The organism is Nocardia sp. NPDC004718 (assembly GCF_053601535.1).
Window position 1 is genome coordinate 1 of the sequence record NZ_JBSGCA010000038.1, and the last position, 26,325, is coordinate 26,325.

The following is a 26,325-nucleotide window of genomic DNA, read 5'->3' on the forward strand; positions in this document are numbered from 1 at the left end:
GCACCGCCTCCACCCGCGGAGCCACCACACCACCCGGACCACCCTCAACCGACTGACCCGACCCCTGACCAGGAACAGCACCCTGCTGACCAGGCACAGCATGACCCGGAACAGGCGGAACAGACGAACCCGGATTGGCCTGCGACGGACCGGCCTGACCCGGATCGCCTGCTCCATTCGGCTGACCGGACCCCGACTGGCCCGGGCCTGGAGCGCCGGACTGCCCCGGTCCAGGGGACGGGCTACCAGGCTGTCCCGGCACCCCACCCGGCCGTTGCCGCTGCTGATCCGGCCGGTTCGACCACGGCGTCACCGGCCCCGGCGTCGCCTCGGGGTCCTCGCCGGTCTCTATCTGGGGCTCTACTTCTGTTGGCGGCATCGCTTACTCATCACATTCCACTGCCGAGCACTCGCTTCACCCGCACGTCGTCCGCACTGGGGATTGACCGTTCCACCAAGCCTCCGCTCGACGAATCCACGAAGACGAGCGTGGTGCCGCCGACCGCGATCCCGACTTCGGTCGGCGCATTGTTCCGGTAGTTCCAGAAGACCAGATCACCCGCCGATACGGCCGAGAGGTCCACCCGCTGACCGCAGGCACCCTGCGCCGCCACGGTATTCGGCAGTACGACGACGGAGGCGCCCGAGCTGTCGGATTGTCCGCACGCTCGCCGAACCGAACTGTCCTGCGGGCGTGCGACGTCCGCCGACGGCGTCTGCGCGCCGACGGGCGCGGTGAGTGAGCACTGCCCCGTCGACTGCGCGGCGGAGGCTCGGTAGATCACCGTTCTGGTGAACTCGGCGGCATCCATCCGCGCACCGGCACTGCTCTCCGCTCCGCTCGACGCGCCTCGTGACTGCGCGAGCGCCAGTTGACGCGCGCAATCGGCGCCGACTCCCGAGCCCACCGTCAGCAACGGCGCGTTCTGATACGGCGCGTCTTTCAGCGCCGTCGCACAGGCACGCTGCCAGTCGGACGCGCCGGTGTCGTCCGGGGCGATGGTCAGTTCCGCGTACGGGTTGGTGGTGGGAACGGTGGTCACCCCACCCGTCGGCGCGCTCTGCGCCGTCGGCCGCGCCACCGTCGAGGCGCGACTCGCCGTCACGGTCAAGGAGGGGTCGGGCCCCACCGCACTGTCGCACTGGTAATGCAGGTCGGACGCGATCGATGAGGTGGCGCCGCCGATGACCAGTACCAGGCCCATCAGAAGCAGCAACACGGCGCCGACGCCCCCCAGCACCACCCATACCCACATCGGCATCAGTATGAATGTCAGGAGACGACCAATCATCGAGAACCTTTCTGTGCGTTTCGACACGTTGCCATACGCTTCGAATCCCGATGCGGATCAGGGACGTCTGTTTCTGAGATTATCTATCAAATCCCACGGTATGCGAGGCTCGTCTGGATGCCTCGGGTCCGGCGGCGTGAACGGGCTGTGAGCGGTGTCCGGTTGCGCGAGCGAGTTGGCACCGGTACTCATCTTCCCTTGTTGATATTGGATTGTCTGGGTGCCGTTGTCGATCTCGGCACGCAGCACCCGAACCCGTTCGAGGTCGGTTGGATCCTGCGCCACCCAATTGGTGGCGGCCTGGATGCGAAGTGCATGCTCGTTGGTGATCCATTTCCCCAACCGGTCCGCTTGTTCGGGGTTGACGTCGGCAATATGGGCGCCGTGCACCAAGATAGTATCGGATGTATCGCCGCTCGCAATTTTCTGCAATTTTGTAATGAAATCCATTTCAGGATGCAAGACATACGATCTGCCGAGATTTTCCAATTCCTGACTCCGGAGCGCGACGCCACCGGGGAAATCGCCTCGATACCGATCGACGACGGCCTCCAGGGCATGGAACCTGGCCATCATCATATGCGGATCATGTCCGTTCACCAGATCGTTCTCGAAAAGCCCGTGAGCGGCGACGACGCTTCCGATGTGACCCGACTGAAGCGGCTCTTTATCAGTATGCTTGATGACATCCGTTGCGGCGTTCCAGGCCCGGTGCAAGACGCTCTGCCTGACACCGGCCATCTGGAGGGCGAAGGGGATATTGGACGACATACCTGTCATATGCACGACATTCTGCGCGGCGAACGCGGCTTCCCTATCCGCAGTCGAGGCCAACCGAAGGTCCCGAGCGCGCCGCCTGGCGCGTGCGATGCCGTCGCGGGCGGTATTCGCGTTGTGCACTTGCGTGTTCACCCCCGCGTGTGCAGCCGCTCGCAGGTCCTTGGTCTTCATGCCCCGCGCCTTGTTCTTCTTGTCCATATGGTCCAGCCAGGACCACGGACTGAACGGGTTGAGGCGCCCCCCGGCGAGCCACGCTGTGACCGGCGAACTGTTGATGGTGCTGACCGCGCCGAGCATCGCGAGCGCGGACATGGAGTTGGCCGCACCCGAGTTGCCCATGCCCAAGCCCATACCCAGTGGGGCGCCACCGCCGCCCCCTGACGATCCGCCGCTTTGTATCGCCGCCCCGATACGGTTGGTCACCCAGTCGTTGGCCTCGTCGATATTTCGGCTCAGGCGCCGCACCTGGATGATAGCGATGATCTCGACACCCGCACCAATGACGAAGACCACCATGATCTGACCGTTCGCGGCCCGGAACAGGCTGCCCAGCAACAGTTCGTAAACGCCGAGCGCGATCACGAAGAAGGCCATCTTCCCCGCGGAGATGAAGCCGTGCACCACGCAACGAACGGTGAACGTCTGCGTCGGGCCATAGATGTAGCCACCCGCGGCGAACCCGAAGATCGACGCGAACCCGTAGTAGATGAGGTCGAGCGCGGCCCACATGATCTTGATGGACAGATACGCGGCGAAGGCCAAGAGAATGACCGCGCACAGCAACAACAGCAGTCCGGCTCCGATCTGGCCGACGCCAGGATTCTGCATCGCGGAATATGCGGCGCTGTCGCCGCACGATCTCATCCCGTTGCGCACCCGGTCTTCGCTGCCTGCCGCCATGCCTGCGGACCACGCCGCCCGGCAGGACGGGTTGCTGTCCACGACGTGCCCGGTGTTCCACACCTGCAACGGATAGCGCACGAAATTGTCCGCCATGGTCATTTGTAGCGTGGCGACCAATTGGTTCGGATTAGGATTGCTGTTCCCGTTCAGACCCGCCGCGACCGAGAGTCCCAAGTCACGCCCTTGCACCAGCACCCCGTGGTCGGACAGTGCCTCACCCAACGGGTTCGCCAGGAAGAACACGCTTGCGATAGCGAAGAAAATCATCGTCACGACCTGCGTAACGGCCTTGGCGTACAGGGCACGAACGATGAAATAACCCACGAAGAAGGCACCGATCGCAAGCGCCGTCGCGGCCATCAGGGGCGTCGCGATCTGCGTTGTCAAGTTGCGGGCCATCGCTTGCACTGGGGCGCTGATCAGGTTCAGCCACTGGAAATCCAGCGCCTTGGCCGGGAGCCAGACCCCTGTGATGGATAAGAGCTGCCATACCGCGAACAACGGCATGAGGATGATCCACAGTGCGAAATTGCCCAGATTCAGCACTCCGCCGCGATCGACCACCAGCATATAGCTCGACACATTGACCCCGTAGGAGTCCCTGATGTTCATCCAGCTGGTCGCGGCGTTGGGTGCGGTTCCCTGAGTCGCGGTGCCAGGCTGGGCGCCGGACACCGCATGAACGAGGCCCGGAAAGACGAACAGCGCGAAGAGGGCCAGGACGATCCACGCGGTTCGCCGACGACGACGGGATGCGGCGATCCAAGTCCGGAATCGCCGGAACATTATCTGCGGCCGCCAACGGTCCGTGTCCCAGAACTGCGGTTCCCAGGGCATCCCGAAAGAAGACTGATCTGTGCGAATGCTCGAGCCGAGTAGAGATCTCATCAGCGCACCAATCGCTCCGGCAGGCTGGACCGCACACTGTTGACGCTGGTCGGGGTGCTCGTGATCGCCGCGGCCCGGTCGGGACGCGCCGGACCGAGCACCTTGCCGCGACCGATGCGGTTCAGCGCGTCACGCATGAACATCTCGCCACGGCGCTCCTCGGGGATCTGCCGACCGGGCCCGACCGGAGGCGAGGTCTCTTCGCGCAGGATCTGCAAAAGGAACGGGGCTTCCTCCAGATCGACGCCCAGCCACTCCAAACTGTTGCGCGCCAGCGTCTCGTCGCGCTGCCGGAAGACGAACCGGTTCGGGATGAGGTTGTGCGCCGCACCCTGGAAGTCCGTGGCCGGGTCGTGCGAGGCGAGCCCGATCGCGGCCAAGTGCTTGCGGCCGTCACGGCTGAAATCCGAAGTGACCGAGGAGCCGACCTGCGTCTGCGTGAAATGGTGTGCCTCGTCGCCGACCAGCAGGCCGAACCTGCCGTTGTCGGAGAGGAACGCCTCCCGTGCCGCCACGCCGACCAGTTCGTACAGCGCCGTGCCGAGCCGCTTGGTCAGCGGCAACCTGTTGTACAGGTGCGGGGTGGTGAGTTCCTCGGCGCTCGGCAGTTGCAGGTTGTGACTGCGGACCACCGTCGCGGCGGCATCCAGGCGCAGCGGTCGCAGCTTGGGATCGAACAGCACCGGCACCCGCTCCACCACGGTGCCCAGCCGCGCCGCCAAATCGGCGTACTCCTCGCCTCGCTCGGGATGCTCTCGCAAGCGGCGCACGACGTGAAACAGATCGAGCAAGCTCTTGATCTTGTGCTCGGCCATGCCTCGTGGTGACAGCAGATTGCTCGCCGCCGCGCCCGCACCCGAGGTCGGTGACAGATCCAGGAGCGGAAGGATGGAGTCCAATGCCCGTTCACCGGCGATCCGCGGGTTGAACAACCGCAACGGATCGAGGGACACCGTGGGATTCGCCAGATCGATGATGACCGCGTCATCGATCGACCGCGCGAAGTGCTCCCATTCGCCGACTTGACTGCGGTCGATGGCGAGGAACTGACCGCCCATGTCGTGTACGAGCACGGCCATCAACTTCAGGAAATACGACTTGCCCGAACCGAGTTCGCCGGTCACCGCGAAGGATGCGGACAGGTCGTGCAGCGCGGCTTCCATGATGCCGAAGTGGATCGGCTCGAAATGGCCGGACAGCAGGTTGACCCCGATCACCGGACCGCTGTCGTCGCCGATCTGACTGGTGGTGAACGGCACGAAGCCGGCCCACATGTCCGAGGGGACGATATGGGCGTAATCGTCGAAGGCCCGCCGCGGCGCGCTGCCGGGTATGAACATCGACCACAGGTCGACCTGCGCGCCCACCGGCGCGGTCATGTCGACCTGGAAACGCTTGTAGCGCCGCTTGAGCGTGTTGACGGCATCCATCGTGGCGTCCCGTGACGGGCCGCCGATGGCGATGACGGTGGTGAACGAAACCTCCGATTCACCGCCGTTGACTTCGAAGTGCTGGTTGTATTCGCCGAGCATCCGCGCTTTCGACGCCAGCGTGTTCTGCGCGAAGGAGACCTCCTGATCCCGCTGATCCATCTGCTCGCCCAGCCGGCGCAAACTGAGTTCGTTGTTCTTGAGGACCTGCTCGGCGGGCTTGGTCGAGATCCGCATAGCCCAGTCGACGGTGACGTCGCCGAGACCCTCCAGCACGTTGAGGAACTCGCTGCCCCCGGGAAACGTCATGCCCGCGTAGGGGAACGAGTGCGGCGTCAGCATCGCCTGATACGACGGACGGTATTCGAAATCCGGCTGCACCACCTTGACCACCGGGACGAACGACGGCCGGATACGCCGGTTGCTGTCGGCCTGCGCGCCCTCGTCGAGCGCCGCGGAGCGGAACACCGCCGCCGTCGCGTCATCCAACGCGCCCGCCCGGGTGGGCGCCACCGGATCACCTGCCGCGCCACGCGAAAGGTAGTGCTCCCAGAGCCATTGGAACAGGGCGGCGGGCACCGGCACCGGATCGAAGTCCCCGCCGACCCTGGACAGGATCTCGTTCGCCTTCTCGTCGTATTGGTCCAGGTCGGCACGGGAGATCGCCGTCGCGTCGATGGTGGTGGTGCTGCCCCGCCACAGCCGCGACAACGCGGAAATGCTGGAGTTGCTGGCCCCGACCGGGATCGACAGCAGGAAGATGCGAGTCTGCGGCATGATCGCATACACACGCTCGTAGGACGCGACCACCTCGTCGGCGTAGTCCTCGCACTCGTCCAGGTCGACGCCCTCGACCATCTTGGTGAGCACATCGATGGTGTTCAGCCGCGCCTGGATGCCCAGCAGCAGCGATCCGCTCGGCAAGTTGGTGACCAGCGCGTGATGCGCCAGCTTCACGTCGTACTTGTCGCTGGCCTTGCGCAGCCCGTAGCCGAGCGGATTGATGAAGTAGGTCGCGGTAACCAGCCCGGAATGGGTGAACTGGAGATTGCCGCGAATCGCCGCGGTGGGCTGTAGGTCTCGTCCGAGTGCCATCAGGGGCGTCCTCCGGGATTCGGGCCGTTGCCGTTGCCGTTGTCGTTACCGTTCAGCCGCCGCCACAGGTCGGTAGCCTTGCCGCCCCCACTCACCACCTCGAGCATGCGGATACCAGGCTTCGGCTCGGCGGCCACGGCCGCGCCGGGGTGGTCGGGCAGCAAGAGGACCACGGTCTCCTCGATGAACATGGTGTGGCGCACCGAGTCGCCGGTGATCGGCATACCGGAGGCGGACACCGGCTTGCGGTAGACGATGAGCCTGCCCAGCCACAGGGCCCGCGAGGTCATCCGGACACCCGTATAAGGGACGAGGCCCAGCACGAAGACCACCAGGATGGTCAGCGCCAGGCCCGTGATGAACGTGACGGCAGGGTTGAGCGGGAAAGTCATGGCGCACACCGAGGTCACCGACATCATCGCCACACCGGCGGCGACCTGGGGCAGGGTGTAGGGACCGAACGGAAGCTTCTGCCCGTTCTGCGCCTTGCCGATCATCGTGGGAACACGTTTGATCGGCGTGAACACCTTGATGACTTGGGTCATCGATAACCACCGATAGGGTGATCGGGAACGATCAGGTTCGCGTCCGTGCGCGCGTAGTTGATGGTCGTGGGCAGAATCCAGATCACCACCCCGGCCATCAATCCCGATCCGAAGACGACGATGATCCGCGCCGGCGACAACCTCGATTTCGCTGCCTCGGAAATCACCACACCGATGGTCACGATGGCGATGATGATCATCCCGCCCCATCGGACAAAGATCAGGATGCCATAGAGGATGTTGCTCAGATTACCCATCGGGCTGCCTCTCGGATCAGTTCTGTGTCGCCGGCGGAATCGTCACCGTCGGCGAGGAAGACGAGGTGGAAGTGGGCGGCGCTCCGCCGCGGGAATCCTGACCGACGACTACCGCCAGCGGACTCGACAAGGCGGGAATCGGATCTATGGACACCACCTGCCACTGGCCCGCATTGCGGATCATGGTGAGCGGGTAGGCCAGCGTCGCGGTCGCTCCCGTATCGGCTTTGGGGTTGACGGTGGCCAGCACTTGGGCCTTCGCGCCGCCGGAGCCGCAGCTCGAATCGTCCGTGGTGAGCGAGGTCAGTTCGACGGCGGTGAAGGGCGGCGGTTTCAGCGCGGCCAGCCCGGCATCGGGAGTGATGTAGCGGGCCACGTCACCGTTCCCGGCCAGCATGGCGCTCAGGAAACCCGCCGCGACCTGTCCGAGCGGAGTATCCGGCGCGCAGGGCGCACCGTAGGCCAGTTTGAGATCGACGCCCTTCGAAGGAGCCTGGACGAGGGCGGGTGTCGACAGCGCACGCAGCCGTCCGTCGGATATCGAGACCGCGACACGGTAGAACTGCCGCTGGTCCGGCGCGGTCGCGGCGCCGACTTTGCCGACTCGGACCGACACCGTCACCGACCAGACTTCGAGCCCGCCCGCCGAGAGCGCGCGCGATACATAGACGACCGACGGGTCGGAGACTTGACGCGCTGATGAAGGCAACGCGATCTGCTGATTGGAGCCGACGTATTCGCCGATCCGGTCCTGCTGTCCCGCGACGGCGCTGAGGTAGGCGACGACGAACTGCTCGGCGTAAGAACCGGCCAATTGCGCATGCCCGACGATTGCCGTCGTCGAATCATCCGACGGCGCGGGCGGACCGGAGTCGAAGACACTGAGAATCGCGTGGCCGCCGCCGAGTACGGCGAGAACGGCGAGCACCGCGACCACAATGTTGTCGCGACGGCGGCGGGCGGCCATCCGGCGAAGCAGTGCCTCACCCGAATCTGCCGACTCCCGAATGCCTGTCCTCACTCTCGAAATGGTAGAGAGCACAGGCCTTGTTAACCGGCCGGTAGTTCCCACTCATGGGAACTAAACTGTCAGCAGGCGGGGTTGCTTTTCATCCGGCCCGCGAGCCAATGACGCAATTGTTCGTCGTAGCCGATGGGCGCGTTTCGCTGCCGCGGTTCCAGCACCTGGCGAGGGGTTTCCAGCAACGGAACGTCGTCGGCGACACGGACCAGCTGGGCGATCGCCAGCTGTCTGCTGGAGTACCCGGGATAGGGGTAGAGGAGCAGCGACGTGGGCGTGTAACCGCCGCCGTAGTTGAGTACCCGCAATGTCACGCCGCAGCTGTCGCCCGACCGCAGCCGTTCGCCGAGCTCCGCCAGCCGGGGACGGTCGTCCGGATGGAAGACGTCGACCGGACGGAAGAGATAGTCCCACCGCACCCACGGCGCGGGATCGGTGAGCCAGTGCGAGATGCTGGTGTGCTCGAGCTGGACCACGGCCAGATGCGTACCCGCCCGGCGATGCGCCTCCCGCAATCCGATTCGTTCCAAGGTCGGCCACGCCGCCGGCGCGTTCTCCGAGGTCACGTCCTCGATCAGCCACCAAGCGCCGCGCGTGCGGTCGTCGTCGCGGGCACGAATGGTGATCCGCCATTGGGCCGGCCGCCCGAATCCGTGTATCACGGTGGTGTCGAATTGCATTCGCTCACCGGGCTTGGGGTCGTAGAGCAGATCGAGCATCTCGGCGTGCCGGTCGAAACTCGATACCCGGTGGAACAGTTCCGCGATCGACATCCTAGGGACGTACTCTTCGGCGGTACTGCCGGACAGCCGCGTGATGCCGCTCGGTTGCTGAATGGTCTGACTGCTCAGGTCCCAGATGGCGCCCACCGCCGGGCGCAACGTAGGCACCCGCTCGGACGCGGGGCCCAGCCACAGTCGCACCGCGTGCACGTCGCCCGCCGGGCCGAAGATCGGGCGGATGAGCAATTGGTGCCGCCCCGCCCGCGTCTGAATCGCGAGGTCGACGTCCTGCGCCTGATCGTGCGCGGCCTGGATCGCCTCCGTCAGCCCTGCGGTCGTGAGTTTGTCGTACAGCGCCGGTGTTTTGGACAGGGTTCGCTGCAGCACCCGCTGCCAGCTCGCGAACTCACGCGGTGCATCCCCCACCGACGCCACGGACATGCCGTCCGGCGTCAACGTCTCGATCGTCACCCATGGAATCACTGTGCCACTTCGCTTCGCACTTGCCCGACCAGCCGTTCCTCCGGGTCCGCCAACCCGTATGAGACATTGTGACTCAGGCAATGTACCGTTATTTAGCGGCGCAATCAACTCCGTGACATCGCCGCCTGTTCTTATGAAGTCTCCACCATGTCGACGAAGCACGCGCCGCCGAGTTCATTTTGTTCACGTCCAGTTCGGGAGAACCCCCTTGGACCGGCGCGCAGCCCAACGGCACATCCACCGCAAACTGGTCTACAAGATCAACGGAAGCCGTCGACCGCAGCCGACGGCATTCCGGCGGCAATCCATACGCGGCTCGAATACGCTCGCGCGCAGGGCATTACACCACCGCGCGATCGATCAGGCATTCCTTCCGGACAGGGCAAGCACACCCGCGCCCATGATCGTCGCGACGTCTCCCAGCTGCGAGGGAATCACCCGCAATCCGGGCAGAAAGCTCACCCTGGCATGCGTGGCGACCGCCTCGCCGAGTGGTTTCCACAGCGCGGGCCCCGCGGCGGCGAGCGAGCCGCCGAGCACGACGAGGTCGAGATCGAGCAGTGCCGCCGCGGAGGCGATCGCGCGGCCGAGCGCCGTTCCGGCTCGACCGAGCGCCGCGGCGGGAATGTCCTCGCCCACGCGGGCGGCGTCCAGCAGTTCCTGCACCGACGCGCCCGCCCAGCCCTGCTCCCGCGCCCAGCGCACCACGGCCAGGCCACCGGCGACCGCCTCCAGGCAACCGCGGCCGCCACACGAGCACCGATCGTCGAAGCCGGGAACCAGGACATGACCTATGTGGCCCGCGTTGCCGGTACGCCCCACCAACACGAAGCCGCCGACGACCACACCGCCGGTGACGCGATCGGAGACGTTGAGCGCCAGACTGTCCATCACTTCGCTCGTCGCGCCGAAACCTCGCTCCGCCAGCGCCAGGCAGACGCCGTCCAGCGCGAGCGGAACCTGCGCTTTAGGAAACAACTTCCGCGCGGCTCGAACGATGCCGAAACCGGCTCGCCATTCCGGCACCTCGGAAGGAGCGATCACCCCCGCCGCCATGTCGATCGGCCCGGCCGAAGCGATGCCGAGTGCGGTGACCTCGCCACCACCCGCGACCTCGAGCAGCAGCTCCTGGCATCTATCCCAGGCGCCCGTCACCGGGATCGGGATCCTCCGGACGTCGTCGGTGTCGACATCGTCCGCGACCCGGGTCGCCGCGAAGCCCGACGACCCGATCTCCAATGCCAGCACTGTCATGAGTTACGCACCACCGAAGGACTCGACGCGGAAAGCTGCACGCAGCATAGTCACAGACCGTCGGTGCCGGTCGGCTTCAGGGGCTGCCCGAGCACGATGTGCCGACGGGGCGCGGGAAGAGTGGATATGGTGCGCAGCGGACGCGGGCCGTTGCGAATGATGCGCATAGGGCGCTTGTGGTCGATCGGCGCGGCGCGATGCCGGTCCAGGTTCTCGATGACGCTGCCGGAGTTGTCATAGGCGACGCCGGCCCAGATCATCGCGCGAGGACCGTCACCACGGGTGGTCAGCGTCTGCGCCAATTGGCGGCACTGCGTGAGCAGCGGGCAACTCTGGCAGGTACGCACCGCCGCTCGCCAGGCATCCGGATTCCCGCTGTCCATGTCCCAGTTGTCCGGGACGTCGGCGCACGGGGGCCGCTGGTTCGACTTTGCCGGAATCGACGAGATCTTTGCTGACGCAATGGATCCCGTGTCCATCGGAAGGGTTCGCGTAATGCTCATAGCCATCTCCGGGGATGCCGAGCACACACCTCTGGCAGGTGCGTGGCCCATGGATCGGACGTCATCAGGGCTGCTCAACAGTCCCCGGAACCCAGCCGCGATAAGCTGGTCTACGCACGGTAGCCCACTGTTGCCCAGCACACAACCCTTTGTACCGCTATGTAACGGCTCGTTGACCTTCAAGCAACACCCAGCTACCGTCTTTAACGGCACGTTATGAAACGGACCGTTTTCCACGGGGGCCCGACTATGGTTTCCTTTTAAACATGGCTGCAGACTCTGAATTCACGATCGACGAACTGGCACGGGCAGCCGACACCACCGTGCGCAGCGTCCGCGTGTACCACGAGCGAGGCCTGCTGCCCTCGCCGGAGGTGCGCGGGCGGATCGGGTACTACGGGTCGGACCACCTCAACCGGCTGCAAACGATCAGCCGCTTGCTGGGGCGGGGCATGAAGCTGAACGGGATCAGGGAACTGCTCGAAGCCTGGGACCGTGGCGACGGACTCGCCGATGTACTCGGAGTGAAGAGTCAGAACGCAGCCGAAGCAGACCCGGAAGCCACCACCGAGCCACAGGACGGCTACGCAGAGTTGCCGGACTACGCGAAGCAGGCGCTGGCCTCCAGCGAGGACCCGCTCGAGGCGTATCGGGTCACGAATCCACGGTGCTGCGATCTGGCCACCCGGCTGCACGACACCGGGCTGCCTATGCAGGACACGTTCCAATTGGTCGAACGTCTGCGCGCCGACTGCGATCGCATCGCCGACCGCTTCGCCACCGAGTTGTTCTACCGGCTGGCCGGGCAGACCTACGAGGAATCCGCACGAACCCCGCGGGATCGCACGAAACTGGAGACCGATCTGGCGATCGCCCGGTTGATCGTCACCCGCGCCACGTCGGAGCTGATCGATCAGGCGTTCGCCCGGCACTCCGAGCTGCCGCCGGTGGCCACCAGCCCGCAGGGGCAAGCCGAACAGTGACGGCGCGGGCCGCGAACCGACCGTTCTCTTATTTCCATCCGGCGCTGTCGAATACTTAAGTAGGCAAAATCGTTCGAGCCTTTCGAGCGCTGCGCCGGTGACGGCGACCCGAATGTCTCGTATCCCGATCTCGCGCGTCGAACGCGACGGCCGGCGAATCGTCGAACTGGGCTACTCAGGACCGGTGCCGAAGGGTTGCCACGGGGTGCCCAGCGACCGCAGCGGCAGACGGAAGCGATGATGCGGGTACTTCTCCGGAGGCTCCTCGCCTTGCCCATGGCCGCCGTCCCACGTGGGCGAAACCCGCTGGGATACGTAGGTATACCGATCCGGTGATCCAAGACGGCGCGGCGGCGGCACCGCCTGCCGATCGAGATCCGAGCACGAACCTCACCCCCGAACGATGGTCGGGGTGACAGGATTTGAACCTGCGACCCTCCGCTCCCAAAGCGGATGCGCTACCAAGCTGCGCTACACCCCGTGGCCCTCGCGGCGACGCGGCGGCCGTCGACGAGGATGAATGCTCCGTGGAGCGGGTGACGGGAATCGAACCCGCACCATCAGCTTGGAAGGCTGAGGTTCTACCATTGAACTACACCCGCAGGCATACGACACCGATGGGATCGCCACGATGTCGTGTGCGATCCGACTGTACCGAACCAGGCTTCCGAAACGCCAATCAGCCCCCCGCGCAGCGCGATCTCGCAGGTTGCCCGCCGGAGCGCTCCAGGGTTGCCGCATCCAGTGTCGCACGGCGGGCGCGCGGGCACGCGGCACCGCGCGCGCCGGAAATTTTAAAGGTAATTTTTCATTGAAACTCTGGCGTGTCGGATTCCGGTGGGCGAAACTCAGATGACACAGATGTCACGCCAGGAACTTCGCTCGAGGGAATTCCGATGAGGACCGCACGACTCGCTGTCACAACCGCCGCGCGCGGCGTGTCGAGCAGCCACGGCCACGATACCGAGCAGGGTTCCGGGCGGTCTGCGCCGAGAAGTCTTTCCAGCGAACCCTCGGCCGAGCGCACGGCAACCCGATGGCGGGGAGAGCGGGATGACACCGACATCGTGCCACTGGGCGGCGAACGGTACCCGAGCCGGTTCGGCCCGAGGACAGCGAGCGGGCGCCCGCCCCGAGCACGCCCGGAACAACCATTCGCCACTCGACAGGGAAGACGAGGACGTCGCGTGCGAGAACAGATTCTCGTGAAGCAAGCGGCGCGGGGACGGTCCGGACCGCCCCCGTGGCTCACGCACCGCTCTCCGCACCCCTCGTACAGCGTGTCGCCAGCGCGTCGCGCCGCGATTTTGCAGCGAACGGGAATCCGGTGTAACACCAACGCGACGGGAACGATCACATACCCGATCGCCATTCGCCGGGCCTCGAGAACATGTTGCAAATCGCCGCTTTTCGATGCCGAGTGGCTTGCTAGGATCCTTTTTGCCGGACGGGGGTATCTGGAAAGGGGGCGGTGAACGTGTGCCGAACCAGGTGGACGCAACCGCGTAGCAGTGGGAACGATCAGGGTGACGCCGGCGCCTGTGTGACTACAGGGCACCTGGGTACCGACGTCGCCCACACCGGGTGAGTCCGATGTCGACCGACATCGAGCCCCCGGTAGCCGCCATGGCCCGAGCATGGGCCCGTGCGGTCTGTGCCGAGCCCGGTTCGGGCGCGGCGCCCCAGCAGTTGGAACCGGTGCTGATCGAGATCGTCGAGCGCCTGCTCACACTCGCGCGATGCGAGCCGTTCCCGGTTCCGGAAGCACGCATGCTCGGGGCCCGGCTCGCCGAGGCGCCGTTCGACCGGATCCGGATGCTGGCGCAGGCCACGCGCTGGCTGCTCGGCTTCCCCTCCGGCACGCCCGGCTCCCTGGTGGCCACACGCTGGCCGTTCATCGCCAGTCAGGCCATCGACAGCTACGCCCAGGCGCTTCAGGAGCGCGCTCTCGCGCAACAGGAACAGAACCTGTCGGCCAAGGTGTCGCTGCGCGTGCAGGAGATCGCCGCGCTGCAGCACCGGTTGCGCCACGAGGCCACCCACGACGCGCTGACCGATCTGGCCAACCGGACGCTGCTGCAGGACAAGGTGCGCCTGATGGCCACCGACCCGACGCGCGGCGTCGGGTTGCTGCTGATCGACCTGGACCGGTTCAAGCAGATCAACGACGGGTACGGGCATGCGATCGGTGACGAAGTGCTGGTCGAACTGGCCAGCAGGCTGCGCGAAGCGTGCCCGCCGGACACGGTGATCTGCCGGTACGGCGGTGATGAGTTCGTGCTCGCGACCAACCCCCACCACAACAACCTCGGTGACCTCGCGCATCGGATCGTGGCCGCGCTGCGTGACCCGGTCTGGTCGTCGGCCGGGCCCGTTCCGGTGTCGGCCAGCGTGGGCACCGCCTACAACCCGCCGGGCAGCCCGCTCGATTTCACCGATCTGCTGCGCCGCGCCGATCGCGCGATGTACTCCGCGAAGACGGCCGGTGGACGTCGCTTCGCCCTCGCGGACGAGCCGGACATCGACACCGCCGTCGCCGGCTGACCCGGCCGATCCGGGTCAGCCGGGTTGGCAGGTGGGGCACCAGAAGAGATTCCGCGCCTGCATCACCTGATGGGCGATCGGCGTCTCGCACAGACGGCACGGGGCGCCTTGGCGGCGGTAGACATAGGTGCGCGGGCGATCCGGGGCATACGAGGGCTCGCCGTGATCGTGTTCGGGCCGCACCACGACCATCTTCCCGACGCGCACCCCTACCCGCATGAGCGCGACCAGATCGGACCACATGTCCGCCCATTCGCCCGCGGACAGCTCCGTACCCGGACGATGCGGGGAGATCCCATGGCGGAACAGCAATTCCGCGCGATAGACGTTGCCTGCCCCTGCGACCACCTGCTGGTCCATCAGTAGCGCGCCGATCGGCCTGCGGGAACGATGGATGCGCTGCCACGCCCGGTCCGGATCAGCGCCGCGCCGCAGCGGATCGGGACCGAGCCGGTCGGTGAGCGCCGTCACCTCCGGCGGCAGCAGGATCTCGCACGCGGCAGGCCCGCGCAGGTCGGTGCCGAAGCCCGGCTGCCCGTCCGGCTCCCCGAACAGGCGCATCCTGACCTGCCCGACCGGCTCCCCCATCGGCAGCGCGGATTCGGTGAACGTGCCGTACAGGCCGAGATGCACGTGCACCGCCAGGCCCGAGTCGTAGTGGTGCAGGAGGTGTTTGCCCCACGCCTCGGACTTCGTCAGCACCTGCCCGTCCACCCGGGCAGCGCCCGCGGCGAACTTGCCTTGCGGGCTCGATACGCGCACCACACCGCCCGCGAGGCGACGCTGATGCAGCCGCGCCAGGCGGTGCAGCGTATGTCCTTCCGGCACAGCCGACTACGACCTCGATGCGCTCAGTACGCGGGAACCGCCGGCGCGATGCCGGTCTTCTCGTACTCGGCCAGGATGTCTATGCGACGCTGGTGGCGCTCCTCGCCCGACCAGGGGGTGGAGATGAACGCGTCCACGATGGCCAGCGCCTCCTCGGTCGAGTGCATGCGGGCGCCGATGCCGGTCAGCTGCGCGTTGTTGTGCTCGCGTGCCAGCTTCGCGGTCTCCACGCTCCAGGCCAGCGCGCACCGGGCGCCGGGCACCTTGTTCGCGGCGATCTGTTCGCCGTTGCCGCTGCCGCCGAACACCAGGCCGAGGCTGCCGGGGTCGGCGACGGTCCGGCGGGCCGCCTCGATGCAGAAGGCGGGGTAGTCGTCCAGCGCGTCGTACTCGAGCGCGCCGCAGTCGACGACCTCGTGGCCCGCCTGCTCCAGATGGGCCTTGACGTGATTCTTCAGTTCGAAACCGGCATGGTCGGCACCCAGGTAAACGCGCATGGCAGGCATTGTGTCAGGTGGCCGCCGCGCGGCGGCGAGAGGGTTTGCCCCGCGATTAACACCGCGGCGGGCCCGCGCGAATCGACTGATGCGCCAGTTGTGTTCGCGACCACAGTGCCCGATGACACGGCCGACGCGCCGACCCCGTTCCCGGCAACTGAATAGAGTTCATTCCATGCAGCCGTTCGAACCCCAGCCGTCCGACCAGGCGGGCCGACAGGCCGACCCGTATGCCCAGCAGGGCGGGTGGGTCTCGGACGCGAGCACGCCTGCCGCGTCGTACGGCCAGCAGTACACCTCGGGCTCCTATCCGTCCGCGCCCCCGGCTGCGTATCCGGCGCCCTATGGGTCCTACCCCGGCGCCCAGGTGCCACCCGCGGCGCCGCCGCAGCGGCAGCCCCGCGGTCTGTCGCCGTTCGGCATGCCCGCACGGCACAGCTGGGAGATACCGATGCTCGTCGTGGTGGTGGTGCTCACCGTGTTCGCGTATCTGGTCGCGCTGGTGCTGCTCGCCACCGGGAACTTCGACCAGTATGTCCTCGCGTTCGCGGCCGCCCCGCTGCTGCTGTGGTTCGGTCGCGGCATCAACTACGCGGGCCAGCGGGTGAACGGCGTGAAGATGTCGCCGACCCAGTTCCCCGAGGGCTATCAGATGGTGGTGGACGCCGCCGCTCGCTTCGGCATGGCGAAGGTGCCGGACGCGTACGTGGTGCTCGGCAACGGCCAGATCAACGCGTTCGCCAGCGGGCACGGGTTCCGGCGCTACGTAGTGGTCTACAGCGATCTGTTCGAGATCGGCGGCGCCGCACGCGAACCCGACGCGCTGGCGTTCATCATCGGCCACGAGGTCGGTCACATAGCGGCGGGGCACACGTCGTACTGGCGGCAGCTGGGCATGTTCCTGGTGCCGTTCCTGCCGGTCGTCGGCAACAGCTTGATCCGCGCGCAGGAGTACACCGCCGACAACCACGGCTTCTGCAACCGGCACACCGGCGCGTCCGCCGCCATGGGCACCCTGGCCGCGGGCAAGTACATGAACCGGCTGGTCGGCTTCGACGAGATGGCCGACCGGGCGGCCGTCGAGAAGGGCTTCTTCGTCTGGATGGTGAACGCTCTGTCCAGCCACCCCGTGCTCACCTGGCGGATGTGGGCGCTACGCGATCGCAGCAGGCACGGGAAGCTGTTCCTGCGCCCTGCCCCGCCCGCGGGCGCCGGTGTGCCCGCGGGCGGGTACGCGAGTTCCTACGGCCAGGTGCCCGCGAGCCCGCCGAAGTCCGCGTTCTGACCGGGCCGGGTGCCGCGCGACGGCACCCGGGCGCGGGTGCTCAGTCGAACGACGGATCTTCGGTCCGCGTGCGCTTCAGCTCGAAGAAGTGCGGGTAGGACGCCAGTGCCACCGCGCCGTCCCAGACCTTGCCCGCCTCCTCGCCGCGGGGAATACGGGACAGCACCGGACCGAAGAAGGCGGTCCCGTTGATGTGGATGGTCGGGGTGCCGACGTCCGGTCCCACCTTGTCCATGCCCGCGTGGTGGCTCTCGCGCAGCGCCTCGTCGTAGTCGGTGCTCTCGGCGGCCGCGGCCAGCTCGGCGGGCAGACCGACCTCCGCCAGCGCGTCGGCGATCACCGCGGCGAGGGTCTCCTTGCGGCTCTCGCGTTCGTACTCGGCCCGCCGGTTGTGGATGCGCGTGCCCATCGCGGTGTACAGCGGCGACAGCACCTTGTCGCCGTGCTCCTGCGCCGCGGCGATCGCGACGCGGACCGGGCCCCACCCCGTGTCGAGCAGTTCCTTGTACTGCGGCGGCACATCTCTGCCCTCGTTGAGCACCGAGAGGCTCATCACGTGGAACCGGGCTTCGATGTCGCGCACCTGCTCGACCTCGAGGATCCAGCGGGACGTGATCCAACACCACGGGCACAGCGGGTCGAACCAGAAATCGGCGACGTCCTTGGTGGCTTCGTCGGTCACGGGCGGCTTCCTCTCGATCGCATGCGGACGGGCGGCCGCACACCGCGCCGCCCTACCGAGCAACCACGGCGGCGCGCGATTCGTTCCCACCCGCGGCATCCGTTTTCCCGAGCGGCGCGCACGGCTGCCAGTAGGGTTGACCGGCAGGAGCTTGGTTCCCTTCGGAGAAGGAGTCCGCGATGAGTTCTGACCAGCATTTCGTCATAGTCGGCGGCGGACTGGGCGCGGCCAAGACAGCGGAAGCCCTGCGGGAGAAGGACTTCGAGGGAAGCGTGACACTGATCGGCGCCGAGGAGCACCTGCCCTACCACCGGCCGCCGCTGTCGAAGGAGCATCTGCTCGGGAAGAAGGCGCTGCCGGAATTCATCGTCGATCCCGCGCAGTGGTATCGCGACCACCACATCGACATCCGCCTCGGCACCACCGTCACCGGGCTGGACCCCGCGGCCAAGACGGTCACCCTGCCCGACGGTTCCACACTGTCCTACGACAAGCTCGCGCTCGCCACCGGCTCCACGCCGCGGACACTGCCCGTTCCCGGCGCCGACGCGCCGAATGTGTACACGTTGCGCACCATCGAGGACTCCGACACGTTGATCGAGCTGTTCGGCAGCGCGACGCGGCGGCTCGTCATCATCGGTGCGGGCTGGATCGGCCTGGAGGTCGCCGCCGCGGCCAGGGCGGCGGGCGTCGAGGTGACCATCGTCGAACACGCCGACCTGCCGCTGCTCGCGGTGCTCGGACCGGAGATGGGCGAGGTGTTCGCCGATCTGCACCGGGCCAACGGCGTCGACCTCCGGTTCGGCGCGCAGGTCGAGGCGATCACCACCGAGGACGCGATCGCGACCGCGGTCGCCAACGGCGTCCGGCTCGCCGACGGCAGCACGATCGAAGCCGACGCGGTGCTGGTCGCCGTCGGCGCGCGCCCGAACGTGGAACTGGCCGCCGACGCCGGTCTCGCCGTGGACGGCGGCGTACTGGTCGACGAACGCCTGGCCACCAGCGATCCGGACATCGTCGCGGTCGGTGACATCGCCGCCCAGCAGCATCCGGTGCTCGGCAGGCGGGTCCGGGTGGAGCACTGGGCCAACGCGCTCAACCAACCCGCGGTCGCCGCCGCGACCATGCTCGGCAAGCGGGCTTCCTACGACCGGCTGCCCTATTTCTTCACCGACCAGTACGACCTGGGCATGGAGTACACCGGGTACGCCGCGCCGGGCGAACACGCCAGGGTCGTCGTGCGCGGCGACACAGCGGCACGCGAGTTCGTGGCGTTCTGGCTGGACGGGGACAACCGCGTGCTCGCCGGGATGAACGTGAACGTCTGGGACGTGACCGACCGGATCAAGGAACTGATCCTGGCGGGCGAACCGGTCGATCCGGATCGGCTGGCCGACACCTCGACCGAGCTGTGATGTGGATCACCGAAGAGATGTGTCGAACGCACGCGACGTGCTCCGACCTCCTCGCGGGCGCCACCGGAGCGCTCCCAGCGACCGAACGCCGGAGAGGAAATCGACCATGAAATACATGCTGCTGAAGACCTACGCACCCACCAAGTACTGCGACACACCGATCAACGAATGGTCCCCGGAAGAGATCCAGGCGCACATAGACTTCCAGCGCGCGCTGGGTGCGCAACTGGCCGAGGCGGGCGAGTTGGTGGACGCGCAGGGATTGGCCGGGCCGGAGGAGGCGCGGATCGTCAGTTCGGACGGCCGGTCGGCGCCGGTGGTCACGGACGGGCCTTTCCCGGAGACCAAAGAGTTCTTGGCAGGGTACTGGATCGTCGACGTGGACAGCCCCGAGCGGGCCTACGAGATCGCGGCGCAGGCCTCCGCCGCCCCCGGCCCCCGGGGCAAACCGATCGGCGAGTACATCGAAGTTCGCGCGGTGATGGGCGCCCCCGCCACCGAGCAATGAGCGACCGGAGTGCGGTGCCCGACGACACACCGCTCCCGGCGAGCACCGAGGACCTGCTGCGCGCACTGGCGCCGCAGGTCCTCGGAACGCTCGTCCGCCGCTTCGGTGATTTCGACACCGCCGAGGACGCGCTGCAGGAAGCGCTGCTCGCGGCCGCGACCCAGTGGCCGATGGAGGGCCTGCCGGACAATCCGCGGGCTTGGCTGATCCAGGTCGCGCAGCGCCGCATGGCCGACGCCGTGCGCGCGGAGGTGGCCCGGCGGCGCAGGGAGACAACGGCTTTCGACCGCGAGGTGACCGATACCGTCCCCGTGGACCACGACGACACGCTGACCGTGCTGTTCCTGTGCTGCCACCCGGCGTTGACGCCCGCCGCCGCCATCGCGCTGACGCTGCGCGCGGTGGGCGGACTCGGCACCGAACGGATCGCCCGCGCCTTCCTGCTGCCGGAAGCGACCATGGCGCAACGGATCACGCGAGCGAAGAAGAAGCTGGCCACCGTCGAGCGGCCCTTCGCGCAGCCGGGCGATCAGCGGTGGCGCGAGCGGCTGGGGGCGGTACTGCACGTGTTGTACCTCATCTTCAACGAGGGTCATACCAGCAGTTCAGGGCACACGTTGCAGCGAACGGACCTGTCCGATGAGGCGATCCGGCTCACCAGGGCCGTGCACCGGCTGCTGCCCGGCGACAACGAGGTCACCGGGTTGCTCGCGTTGATGCTGCTCACCGACGCCCGCCGGGCCGCACGCACCGGCGCGCACGGCGAACTCGTCCCGCTGGCCGAACAGGATCGCGCGCTGTGGGATCGTGCGCTGATCACCGAAGGGACGACCTTGGTCACCGGCACGCTCTCCGGCGGCTTGCGCGGGCCCTATCAGATCCAGGCGGCCATCGCGGTCCTGCACGCGCAGGCTCCGCGTGCCGAGGACACCGAATGGACCAAGATCCTCGCGCTGTACGACCGGCTCGAACGGCTTTCGGACAACCCGATGGTGACGCTGAACCGGGCGGTGGCGATGGCCATGGTGGCGGGGCCCGAAGCTGGTCTCGCGCTGGCCGACACCCTCGACGAGCACCTGTCGGGTACCCACCGGCTCGACGCCGTGCGCGGCCATCTGCACGAGATGGCCGGTGCGATCGACGCGGCCATCGCCTGCTACACCAAGGCCGCCGCCCGCACGACGAGCGTCCCCGAGCGCGACTACCTGACCATCCGTGCGGCACGGCTGCGCCACGAAGCGCGGGCGGATCGCACCGGCTGAGTGGATGTCCGAATGGCTGTGGCGGGAGCAGCTGTGCGACGCGCCGGGCACCAGCATGCGGGCACTCGACCGATCGCGACCGGGCAGACTACTCGGTGTGGCAGGCAAACACAGTGCGGGAGTCCTTCTCTTCCGCCGGAACCCCGACGGCGCCGTCGAAGTGTTGCTCGGGCACATGGGCGGTCCGTTCTGGGCGCGAAAAGACTCGGGCGCGTGGTCGATTCCGAAGGGCGAGTACGAGCCGGAGACGGAGGACGCCGAGGTCGCGGCGAGCCGGGAGTTCGCCGAGGAACTCGGGCTGCCGGTCCCGGACGGCACGTGGCTGCCGTTGGGCGAGGTGCGTTACAGCAGCGGCAAGAAGGTGCTCACCGTCTGGGCCGTCGAAGGCGACCTCGATCCCGCCGCCGTGGTACCGGGAACCTTCCAGTTGGAATGGCCGCCGCGCTCCGGCCGCCTCACGGAGTTCCCCGAGATCGACCGCGCGGACTGGTTCGACGCGCCCACCGCGCGAGACAAGCTCGTGGCGGGCCAGCGGCCCTGCCTGGACCGGCTGACCGAGCTGCTCGCGGACTGACCGCTATCGCGGCACGCCCGCCCAGGTCCGGCCGGTGATGAGTTCGTAGGCCTCGACGTACTTCTGCCGGGTCGCCGCGACGACATCGGCCGGTATCTCCGGGCCGGGCGCCTCCTTGTTCCAGCCCGTGGAGGTGGACCAGTCGCGGACGAACTGCTTGTCGAACGAGCGCTGCGCGCGGCCCGGCTCCCACTCGTCGGCGGGCCAGAAACGCGACGAATCAGAGGTGAGCACTTCGTCGCCGAGGGTGAGTACATCACCGTCCCAGCCGAATTCGACCTTGGTGTCGGCGACGATGACACCGCGTTCGGCGGCGTGCGCGGCGCCAAGGGCGTAGATGTGCAAGGTGAGTTCGCGCAGCCGCTCGGCGACCTCGCGTCCCTCCTGGTTCACCACGTCCGCGAAGGTGATCGCCTCGTCGTGCCCCTCGGACGCCTTGGTGGTCGGTGTGAAGATCGGCTCCGGCAGCTTGTCGCCCTCGCGCAGACCGGGCGGCAGCGCGATCCCGCACACCGAGCCCGTCTGCCGGTATTCCACCAGCCCGGACCCGGTCAGGTAACCGCGTGCGATGCATTCGACCTGCACCATCTTCAGCGGCTTCACCCGAATGCCGCGACCGGCGAACTCGGCGGGCACGTCGGTGGCCGAGACCACGTGGTTGGGCACATCGGTGAAGTACTCGAACCACCAGTTGGACAACTGCGTGAGCAGGGCGCCCTTGTCCGGGATCGGCGTCGGCAGCACCACGTCGTACACCGAAACCCGGTCGGACGCGACCAGCACCAGTGTGTCGCCGTCCTCGTACAGGTCACGCACCTTCCCGGCGTGCACATGCTTCAACGTCGAGCCTCCGAATCCGTGGGGTGAACCTGCGCTGTACCAGGCACAATACCGCTGTACCCGAGCACCGCCGCCGCGCCGTCCGCCGCACACAGCGGACCGGCGCGTAAGTGCCGCGAACATTAGGGTTGGTCGGGAAAGTCCCGCGCGGCCTGCCACGCCGAGGTGGCATTGTGGGTTTGCCCGTGCCAGTTCTTCGACCACGAAGGAGCCTTATGTCCGCACCCAACCTCACTCGCGACCAGGCGATCGAACGCGCCGCGAAGGTGTCGGTCGAGAACTACCGCGTCGAGCTGGATCTGACCGACGGCGCGGGCAAACCGGGCGAGCAGACCTTCTTCTCCCGCAGCACCGTGACCTTCGGCGCGACACCGGGTGCGAGCACGTTCGTCGACATCGTGGCGCGCGGCGTGCGCTCGGCGGTGCTCAACGGGACCGCGCTGGACGTCTCCGGTTACGACGAGTCGACCGGGATCACGCTGACCGACCTGGCCGAGCACAACGAGCTCGTGGTCGAGGCCGACTGCGAGTACTCGCACACCGGCGAGGGTCTGCACCGGTTCGTCGACCCCGCCGACGACGCCGTGTACCTGTACTCGCAGTTCGAAACCGCCGACGCCAAGCGGATGTTCGCCTGCTTCGATCAGCCGGATCTGAAAGCCACCTTCGACATCGCCGTCACCGCACCGGAGGACTGGCAGGTCGTCTCCAACGCGGCCGTGGTGCAGACGCTCGTGGCGGAGCCGGGCAAGCACGTCTTCCGCACCACCCCGAAGATGAGCACCTACCTGGTCGCGCTCATCGCGGGCCCGTACGCGCGGTGGACCGACGTCTACACCGACGACCACGGCAATATCCCCCTCGGCATCTACTGCCGCGCCTCGCTCGCCGAGCACATGGACGCCGAGCGGCTGTTCACCGAGACCAAGCAGGGCTTCGGCTTCTACCACCGCAACTTCGGCGTGCCGTACGCGTTCGGCAAGTACGACCAGCTGTTCGTCCCCGAATTCAACGCGGGCGCGATGGAGAACGCGGGCGCGGTGACCTTCCTGGAGGACTACGTCTTCCGGTCCAAGGTCACCCGGGCGTCCTACGAGCGCCGCGCCGAGACCGTGCTGCACGAGATGGCGCACATGTGGTTCGGCGACCTGGTCACCATGAAATGGTGGGACGACCTGTGGTTGAACGAGTCGTTCGCCACGTTCGCGTCGGTGCTGTGCCAGTCCGAGGCCACCGAATACACCAACGCCTGGACCACCTTCGCGAACGTGGAGAAGTCCTGGGCCTACCGGCAGGACCAGCTGCCCTCCACCCACCCGATCGCCGCGGACATCCCCGATCTCGCCGCGGTCGAGGTCAACTTCGACGGCATCACCTACGCCAAGGGCGCCAGCGTCCTCAAGCAGCTCGTCGCGTATGTCGGGCTGGAGCCGTTCCTCGCGGGCCTGCGCGCGTACTTCGCCGACCACGCCTACGGCAACGCCACCTTCGATGATCTGCTGTCGGCGCTGGAGAAGTCGTCCGGCCGCGACCTGTCCACCTGGGGTGCGCAGTGGCTCAAGACCACCGGATTGAACATCCTGCGCCCCGACTTCGAGGTGGACGCCGAGGGCAGGTTCACCTCCTTCGCGGTCGTGCAGGAGGGGGCACAGCCGGGCGCGGGCGAGCGGCGCGTGCACCGTCTCGCGGTCGGTGTCTACGACGACGAGGACGGAAAACTGGTGCGCACCAAGCGCGTCGAGCTCGACCTCGACGCCGCCGAACGCACCGAGGTACCCGAGCTGGCCGGCGTGCCGCGCGGCCAGTTCGTGCTGGTCAACGACGACGACCTCACCTACTGCTCGATCCGCCTCGATGCCGGTTCGCTCGACGTGCTGGTCAACCGCATCGCCGACATCGCGGAGCCGCTGCCGCGCACGCTGGCCTGGTCGGCGGCCTGGGAGATGACGCGCCAGGCCGAGTTCCGCGCCCGTGATTTCGTCGCGCTGGTCGAGCGTGGTGTCGGCGCGGAGAGCGAGATCGGTGTGGTGCAACGGCTGTTGATGCAGGCCAACACCGCGCTGGGCAGCTACGCCGAGCCGGAATGGGCCGCGACCACCGGCTGGCCGGAATACGCGAACAGGCTGCTGGAGCTGGCGCGCGAAGCCGAACCCGGCTCCGACCACCAGCTGGCCTTCGTCAACGCGCTGACCGCCGCGAAGTTGTCGGCCTGGCACACCGAGGTGCTGAGCGAACTGCGCGACGGCGATCCGGCGAGGGTCGGTTTGCCCGGCCTGGTGGTCGATACCGACCTGCGCTGGCGGATCGTGTCGGCGCTCGCGGCGGCGGGCGAGATCGACGCCGAGGGGCTGCACACTCCGGTCATCGATGCGGAGCTGGCCAACGACCCCACGGCCGCGGGCAGGCGGCAGGCGGCCGCCGCAGCGACGGCGCGTCCGATCGCCGAGGTGAAGGAGCAGGCGTGGGCGACGGTGATGGGCGACGATTCGGTACCCAACATCACCGCCCGCTCGATCGTCGGTGGCTTCGCGCCCGCCGGGCAGGGTGAGCTGCTCGCCTCCTACGTGGAGCGGTATTTCGCCGAGGTGCCCGGCGTCTGGGAGCGTCGTTCCAGCGAGGTCGCCCAGACCGTGGTGGTCGGCCTCTACCCGCACTGGGCGATCAGCGAGGACGCGGTGGCCGTCGCCGACAAGTTCCTGGCCGGGGATCATCCCCCGGCGCTGCGCCGGCTGGTCAGCGAGGGCAAGGCGGGCATCGAACGCTCGCTGCGGGCCCGCGCCTTCGACGCACAGCCGTAAACGAAAATCGGCGCGTCCACCCTTTCAGGTGGACGCGCCGGACTTACGGCAGCCACTGCCCTACGCAACCACAGCGGCCTACCCCGTCTTTCGAGCCACAAAAGGGCCGCGAACACGCAACGCCATAGCGCGCTGCGGACGAGGCAACTACCTGCCGATGGCGGCGGCCATCACGCGGACGGCCGAGACCACGCCGTCGATCAACTGGCCTTGCCGGAACGAGCTCAGCGCGGCGGTGACGCCGAGCTGGCAGACGCGATCGTTCGCACGGTCGGCGACCGCCCGGCCCGAGCGCACCTCGATCGCCTTCTCGTTGGGCGAGACGGCGATGAGCACCGAGTGCGCCGCCTCGGGCGTGCCCGGGAAGATCGCGTCCGCGGACGCGGCCGGGTCCTCGCCCAGATCGCCGATGTAGACGTTGAAGCGCACCTTCGTCGCGCGGGTCGCCTCGGTGAGCACGTTGTCCATGGTGAGCCGCTCTACGTCGTTGAACGGCGCTTCCTTGAACACGTCGCCTGCCTCGTGCACGCCGGAGACGCGTCCGCTGCTGGTGATCGCGTATCCGTGCGGCAAATCGGCTTCGACCACCGCGGGCCACTTAGAACCTGCCACTTGCCCGTCCTCCGATCAGCTCCACCGCGGTGGACTCGATGGCCGCATGCTGCTCATGCGGCGTTTCCGCGAAATGGTGACCCGAGCCGATCACCTCTTCGGTGGCACTCCACAGCACCGGCGACGCGGTCCACTTCTGGCCGAGGGCGAAGTGGACCGGCTTCTCGCCAGGCAGCGGCTTACCGAGGAACGACAATCCGGCGATGATGCCGTAGATCACCAGCGGTATGCCGGCGAAGATCAGCACTGTCTCGAGAATGCTCACGGATCAAAGGTAGACGATCCTCTGTAGTAGTTCTCCGTCCGGTCGAGCCGGATCGCCCT

23 protein-coding genes and 2 tRNA genes are annotated in these 26,325 nt (G+C 67.3%); 8 read left to right on the forward strand and 17 right to left on the reverse strand.

The features are described from left to right. Positions 1-389: 389 nt before the first annotated feature. The 9 genes from ACWEH3_RS25530 to ACWEH3_RS25570 form a co-directional block, all read right to left on the reverse strand. Complete coding sequence (locus tag ACWEH3_RS25530) at positions 390-1,262, reverse strand: hypothetical protein (RefSeq protein WP_450019657.1); 873 nt, start codon at positions 1,260-1,262, stop codon at positions 390-392. 87 nt (positions 1,263-1,349) lie between these two features. Beyond that, positions 1,350-3,812: a hypothetical protein gene (locus tag ACWEH3_RS25535; RefSeq protein WP_450019659.1), complete on the reverse strand. Its 2,463-nt coding sequence runs from the start codon at positions 3,810-3,812 to the stop codon at positions 1,350-1,352. A 50-nt stretch (positions 3,813-3,862) separates the two neighbouring features. Further along, positions 3,863-6,388 carry an ATP-binding protein gene (locus ACWEH3_RS25540; RefSeq protein ID WP_450019661.1) on the reverse strand — a complete coding sequence of 842 codons (2,526 nt, stop codon included), beginning with the start codon at positions 6,386-6,388 and terminating at the stop codon, positions 3,863-3,865. Further along, positions 6,388-6,933, reverse strand: coding sequence for a hypothetical protein (locus tag ACWEH3_RS25545; protein WP_450019663.1), 546 nt, complete (start codon positions 6,931-6,933; stop codon positions 6,388-6,390). Before ACWEH3_RS25545 ends, ACWEH3_RS25540 begins: the two co-directional genes overlap by 1 nt. Further along, positions 6,930-7,190 carry a hypothetical protein gene (locus ACWEH3_RS25550; protein WP_039796594.1) on the reverse strand — a complete coding sequence of 87 codons (261 nt, stop codon included), beginning with the start codon at positions 7,188-7,190 and terminating at the stop codon, positions 6,930-6,932. Before ACWEH3_RS25550 ends, ACWEH3_RS25545 begins: the two co-directional genes overlap by 4 nt. A 16-nt stretch (positions 7,191-7,206) precedes the next feature. Beyond that, positions 7,207-8,211: a conjugal transfer protein gene (locus ACWEH3_RS25555; RefSeq protein WP_450019665.1), complete on the reverse strand. Its 1,005-nt coding sequence runs from the start codon at positions 8,209-8,211 to the stop codon at positions 7,207-7,209. A 68-nt stretch (positions 8,212-8,279) separates the two neighbouring features. Next, positions 8,280-9,404, reverse strand: a complete 1,125-nt coding sequence (locus ACWEH3_RS25560; RefSeq protein ID WP_450019667.1) for a GAF domain-containing protein — start codon at positions 9,402-9,404, stop codon at positions 8,280-8,282. A gap of 372 nt (positions 9,405-9,776) precedes the next feature. Next, a complete protein-coding gene (locus ACWEH3_RS25565; RefSeq protein WP_450019669.1) occupies positions 9,777-10,670 on the reverse strand; it encodes an ROK family protein in 894 nt (297 codons plus the stop codon). A 50-nt stretch (positions 10,671-10,720) separates the two neighbouring features. Next, complete coding sequence (locus ACWEH3_RS25570) at positions 10,721-11,173, reverse strand: hypothetical protein (protein ID WP_379254301.1); 453 nt, start codon at positions 11,171-11,173, stop codon at positions 10,721-10,723. A gap of 266 nt (positions 11,174-11,439) precedes the next feature. On the opposite strand from ACWEH3_RS25570, the gene ACWEH3_RS25575 reads away from it, so the two are divergent. After that, complete coding sequence (locus ACWEH3_RS25575; RefSeq protein WP_450019672.1) at positions 11,440-12,156, forward strand: MerR family transcriptional regulator; 717 nt, start codon at positions 11,440-11,442, stop codon at positions 12,154-12,156. Positions 12,157-12,560: 404 nt separating this feature from the next. Here ACWEH3_RS25575 and ACWEH3_RS25580 read toward each other — a convergent pair. Together ACWEH3_RS25580 and ACWEH3_RS25585 are read right to left on the reverse strand one after the other, a co-directional pair. Continuing rightward, a tRNA-Pro gene (locus ACWEH3_RS25580) sits at positions 12,561-12,637 on the reverse strand. Between the two features lie 47 nt (positions 12,638-12,684). Further along, positions 12,685-12,758 (reverse strand) — tRNA-Gly (locus ACWEH3_RS25585). A 991-nt stretch (positions 12,759-13,749) separates the two neighbouring features. Here ACWEH3_RS25585 and ACWEH3_RS25590 point away from each other — a divergent pair. Further along, positions 13,750-14,700 (forward strand): diguanylate cyclase domain-containing protein, encoded by a 951-nt coding sequence (locus ACWEH3_RS25590; protein WP_450019674.1) that lies wholly within the window; start codon positions 13,750-13,752, stop codon positions 14,698-14,700. Between the two features lie 15 nt (positions 14,701-14,715). Here the strand turns inward: ACWEH3_RS25590 and ACWEH3_RS25595 are convergent, their stop codons facing one another. Both ACWEH3_RS25595 and ACWEH3_RS25600 read right to left on the reverse strand, forming a co-directional pair. Further along, positions 14,716-15,528, reverse strand: coding sequence for an Fpg/Nei family DNA glycosylase (locus ACWEH3_RS25595; protein WP_450019676.1), 813 nt, complete (start codon positions 15,526-15,528; stop codon positions 14,716-14,718). Between the two features lie 23 nt (positions 15,529-15,551). Beyond that, positions 15,552-16,025 carry a ribose-5-phosphate isomerase gene (locus ACWEH3_RS25600; RefSeq protein ID WP_450019678.1) on the reverse strand — a complete coding sequence of 158 codons (474 nt, stop codon included), beginning with the start codon at positions 16,023-16,025 and terminating at the stop codon, positions 15,552-15,554. Positions 16,026-16,200: 175 nt separating this feature from the next. Between ACWEH3_RS25600 and ACWEH3_RS25605 the strand changes: the two genes are divergently transcribed. Then, complete coding sequence (locus ACWEH3_RS25605) at positions 16,201-17,310, forward strand: M48 family metallopeptidase (RefSeq protein ID WP_450019680.1); 1,110 nt, start codon at positions 16,201-16,203, stop codon at positions 17,308-17,310. A 40-nt stretch (positions 17,311-17,350) separates the two neighbouring features. On the opposite strand, the gene ACWEH3_RS25610 is transcribed toward ACWEH3_RS25605, so the two are convergent. Continuing rightward, positions 17,351-17,992, reverse strand: coding sequence for a mycothiol-dependent nitroreductase Rv2466c family protein (locus ACWEH3_RS25610; RefSeq protein ID WP_355075946.1), 642 nt, complete (start codon positions 17,990-17,992; stop codon positions 17,351-17,353). A gap of 179 nt (positions 17,993-18,171) precedes the next feature. Between ACWEH3_RS25610 and ACWEH3_RS25615 the strand changes: the two genes are divergently transcribed. The 4 genes from ACWEH3_RS25615 (at position 18,172) to ACWEH3_RS25630 (ending at position 21,751) form a co-directional block, all read left to right on the forward strand. Continuing rightward, positions 18,172-19,407, forward strand: coding sequence for an NAD(P)/FAD-dependent oxidoreductase (locus ACWEH3_RS25615; protein WP_450019683.1), 1,236 nt, complete (start codon positions 18,172-18,174; stop codon positions 19,405-19,407). A gap of 106 nt (positions 19,408-19,513) precedes the next feature. Next, a complete protein-coding gene (locus tag ACWEH3_RS25620; protein WP_450019685.1) occupies positions 19,514-19,915 on the forward strand; it encodes a YciI family protein in 402 nt (133 codons plus the stop codon). After that, a complete protein-coding gene (locus ACWEH3_RS25625) occupies positions 19,912-21,177 on the forward strand; it encodes an RNA polymerase sigma factor (RefSeq protein WP_450019687.1) in 1,266 nt (421 codons plus the stop codon). The genes ACWEH3_RS25620 and ACWEH3_RS25625 overlap by 4 nt, the downstream gene beginning before the upstream one ends. 55 nt (positions 21,178-21,232) lie before the next feature. Further along, on the forward strand, positions 21,233-21,751 hold the full coding sequence (locus ACWEH3_RS25630) for an NUDIX domain-containing protein (protein WP_450019770.1): 519 nt from the start codon (positions 21,233-21,235) through the stop codon (positions 21,749-21,751). A 3-nt stretch (positions 21,752-21,754) separates the two neighbouring features. Here ACWEH3_RS25630 and ACWEH3_RS25635 read toward each other — a convergent pair whose 3' ends face one another. Beyond that, positions 21,755-22,591, reverse strand: a complete 837-nt coding sequence (locus ACWEH3_RS25635) for a phosphoribosylaminoimidazolesuccinocarboxamide synthase (protein ID WP_450019689.1) — start codon at positions 22,589-22,591, stop codon at positions 21,755-21,757. Positions 22,592-22,806: 215 nt separating this feature from the next. Between ACWEH3_RS25635 and pepN the strand changes: the two genes are divergently transcribed. Beyond that, on the forward strand, positions 22,807-25,389 hold the full coding sequence (gene pepN / locus ACWEH3_RS25640; RefSeq protein ID WP_450019691.1) for an aminopeptidase N: 2,583 nt from the start codon (positions 22,807-22,809) through the stop codon (positions 25,387-25,389). 147 nt (positions 25,390-25,536) lie between these two features. Here the strand turns inward: pepN and ACWEH3_RS25645 are convergent, their stop codons facing one another. Continuing rightward, positions 25,537-26,001 carry a DUF5130 domain-containing protein gene (locus ACWEH3_RS25645; RefSeq protein WP_355075932.1) on the reverse strand — a complete coding sequence of 155 codons (465 nt, stop codon included), beginning with the start codon at positions 25,999-26,001 and terminating at the stop codon, positions 25,537-25,539. Continuing rightward, a complete protein-coding gene (gene ctaJ / locus ACWEH3_RS25650; protein WP_355075930.1) occupies positions 25,988-26,266 on the reverse strand; it encodes an aa3-type cytochrome oxidase subunit CtaJ in 279 nt (92 codons plus the stop codon). The genes ACWEH3_RS25645 and ctaJ overlap by 14 nt, the downstream gene beginning before the upstream one ends. Positions 26,267-26,325 lie beyond the last annotated feature (59 nt).